We start from the raw sequence: 3282 nt of genomic DNA, 5'->3' as shown, positions 1-3282 counted from the left end.
AAATCTTCCAGGTGATTCGCAATCGCTTCATTTTCTATTTGGGGACTATTTTTTTTCTTTGCATGATCTCGGTTAATTCTTTTTTTGCGAATCATAACTGGTTTAACTATGGCTCAACTGCTTGCCCCGTAAAGGTTTCATTCTATTTTACCTTTTTTGGTCTACCCCCTTGACAATTTGCACTTTTTCTTAACTTGTCACAAATGGCAACAGGTAGAGCGAAGGATTCCATCAATGTGGCGGTTAACTGGTCAGGCGACATGGCAGGTAAAGCTAAAGGTGTTGCTTCGCAGATAAATCGTGGTTTTTCAAGATTTACTAATTTCATGAGAGGTGAAAGTTGATTATTTCTAAAGGTCACGTTTTTAAAGTCGTTAGCTCGATCGATTACAAGAACGGCACTGTTGCTACGACAAATACAGGCTGGGTAACGACAGATGACCATGAACCGGGGATAAAAGTACCGAACCCTTACGGATATTTAGTAGTTGCTGAAACTTCGGCAATACAGAATATCGAGATTTGCCCCAATTGTTGTCTACTCTACGGCAAAACCTTCAATAAATGCACCAACCATGTTTTTACCAACTCCACAGTTACCGAAAAAACTTCCTGTGCAGCAACAGCAACAACCACAGCCACAGGATGAATCACTTGTTTATAAGCCGTCAGCACAACTGAAACATCTCAAAAATGTCAATAACTGGCAATTTTTGGTAATGAATTTCTCGATCGGCATCGGCATTGCAAATTTATTCCGGCTCTCGAAATCGCATCTTTTCTTAGGAATCGTGGCGATCGTCATTGGCTCTCTCAGTCTGTTTTTCATGTCGCCAGCCGATCGCGCTTACTCCGGTTTGTGGCGGACGGGCGGTGCAGCACTGGCGATCGGAGGCATTCTCTGCTTCTGGGATTTGTACTATCTCCTGACCTGGCAGCATGGTTTGGCGATCGCAGCTTTTGTCATTGTCGCCATGTGGATCATTGGTGCCGGTAGTAAATAATACTTCCATCCCGGCTGGTACGGTTGTCTTCGCTCTACCCCCTGCCGGGATATCTCCAGTCATCAGTCATCGATCATCAGTCATCAGGCATCAGTCATCAGGCATCAGTCATCAGTCATCGGTCGGCATCGGTCATCAGGCATCAGTCATCAGTCGTCAGGCATTGGGTAGTAAGGGCATTGGGTAGTAAGGGCATTGGATTTTGGGTATTGGGGATTGGGTAAAGGATAGGAGTCATCAGTCATGGGTAACAGGGTAACAGTCGGGTCATTTTTCGGAGCATTTTGCTGTCTGGGGCTGGCATTGATGCCGCTTCCGTTCGATCGCTGGGTGGGAGTTCGACAAGCAAGCTCTCTGGCTGCGATCGGCTGCGGATATTTTGGCTGGCACGACAGTCAGAAAAAAAAGGAACAACTCGAACGGCAAGAGCTCTGGGAGTTTGAGCAGCGACTGAAACAACTAGCGCTTGATGCTGCTGTTAACTCCGCACTCACCGATGTCCTAGTTGAGGAGGTAGTGGTCAAAGAGAAGCTTCGGGCTGATGCCTCAGTTGAGGTCTACAAAGCGGAGACTCAGCAGAATTTTGTCCGAGTCATGGCTCACGATCACCCCACCATTCTTGAGCATCTTCTCAAAACTTCACAACCCCCAATACCAGAAACAAAAACTGCTTCTGATTCTCAGTCAGAAACAGATTCTATTTCTGATTCTGTTGTTGATAGTGTGCCTAGTGGTGTGGCAAAAGAGAAAACCGAAGAAGAGAAGAGAGCGGAGTATATAGCTGCTGCTCGATCGAAGCTGTTGAAATTGATTGAGGAACATGAGGGAGGATGGATCGCACAACTGATGCACAAACCCCTCCTAATTTATGGGGATATGGGTAGCTTTAAAAGTTACTTTGCAGCTTTTTTAGCACTGTGCCGGCATTATTTATATGGTCACAAAATCATCTCGATCGCTGACCCTCACTTTCACCAAAATTATGATGAGTGCTGGAAAACTTTGGTTAAGTTGGGAGTTCCTGGCTATGGCGCAAATCAAAACTTTGATGAAGTTGGTCAACAACTTAACACCATGTACGATCGATTTAAAGTCCGAACTTTGAAGGATGATTGGCTGACCTCTATCTTTGATGAGATGACACAATATGGATTTGAAGAAGGTACGGCGGAACCTGCCAGCAAACTAACAAGAAAAGTTGTCGGCGACCCTCGCAAAGGCAAAGAAGCGCCTATCTTCATTGCTCATAATGATACTAATGCTGCTTTCGGCGGTGGCGACGGTTTTAGTAAATCTGTTAATTCAGGAGTGATTAAACTTCAGTTACGATCGGACAGTAAATATCAGCCACTTTTCAAAGGAACCATTTCGGGTATCAAAGATGAAGACGGAGAGTGCATCAAAGACTTGCCTATTTCTATTCTGCCGTACTGGATACGTCCTGAATGGGTCTATGAGTTATTTAATGGCTTTACTTTAGAGTATGACAATCAAGTTATTAGTAATTCAAAAATTGACCAAAAACCTGATGTAAATATTAGCTTGCAAAAGACACAAACTGAAGTAGAATCTGAGACTGAACCTGGAGTAGAATCGGACATAGACAAACTGAATCGGGCATTAAATCAGTCAGTATCGTGGGATTATTGGTTAGCCGAATCGACACCAGAAGAACTAGATCGATCGAGAGAATTACACCGAAGGCAAGCCAACCAAAGCTCGGATAATTTACCAGATAATTCAGGAAATAAAGAAGGTGAAGAATTATCGAGGTCGGATAACCTTATCAAAGCAGAGATAACTCCAGAACCCTTACCCAGAGAGGATTATCCAGTTATCTGGGATGCCGAAGATTTCGCAAGATTACTCCCAAATGAGTCAGAAACAGCAGTTTTTGAGCGCATTTTGGAATTATCCGATAAATATACAAGTGCCAGCAAAATTATACAAATCGGTTTGGGTTTCACCCAGAAGAGGGGGAAGCCTCGTAGCTATTCAGATGTAGGTAAAAAGTGTTTCTATTACATAGTAATGAAATACGGCACACCTTCACTAATTGCTAAATTCAAGGATTACTTGGAAAAGAGGTAAGTCCAATCGAGCGTCAATCGAGCGTAGTACATCAATCAAACAAAACTAGCGGGACTTAAACAAATTTTAAGCCCAAACAAAGCCTAAACTGGCTTTATAAGCGGAGAATACGTCCCAATTTTGGTTCAACCATTTCACAAACCTAAAAGATATGGCTGTCCGAAATGCTTCGAGTGCATAGCGTAAA

Annotated in this window: 3 protein-coding genes; all 3 read left to right on the top strand. The window is 43.5% G+C overall.

Annotation, left to right across the window (positions count from 1 at the left end; translation table 11 throughout):
- Positions 1 to 340: 340 nt before the first annotated feature.
- The 3 genes from ACUVJL_RS15650 (at position 341) to ACUVJL_RS15640 (ending at position 3095) form a co-directional block, all read left to right on the top strand.
- Entirely contained in the window at positions 341 to 649 is a 309-nt protein-coding gene (locus tag ACUVJL_RS15650) for a hypothetical protein (RefSeq protein WP_445246685.1), read from the top strand.
- On the top strand, positions 615 to 1004 hold the full coding sequence (locus tag ACUVJL_RS15645) for a hypothetical protein (RefSeq protein ID WP_445246684.1): 390 nt from the start codon (positions 615 to 617) through the stop codon (positions 1002 to 1004). Before ACUVJL_RS15650 ends, ACUVJL_RS15645 begins: the two co-directional genes overlap by 35 nt.
- Positions 1005 to 1247: 243 nt before the next feature.
- A complete protein-coding gene (locus tag ACUVJL_RS15640) occupies positions 1248 to 3095 on the top strand; it encodes a hypothetical protein (protein WP_445246683.1) in 1848 nt (615 codons plus the stop codon).
- Positions 3096 to 3282 lie beyond the last annotated feature (187 nt).

The organism is Microcoleus sp. OTE_8_concoct_300 (assembly GCF_031383065.1).
GTDB lineage: Bacteria > Cyanobacteriota > Cyanobacteriia > Cyanobacteriales > Microcoleaceae > Microcoleus.
The sequence above is the reverse complement of the archived record's forward strand: the minus strand, read 5'-3'. Positions and strand labels throughout refer to the sequence as shown.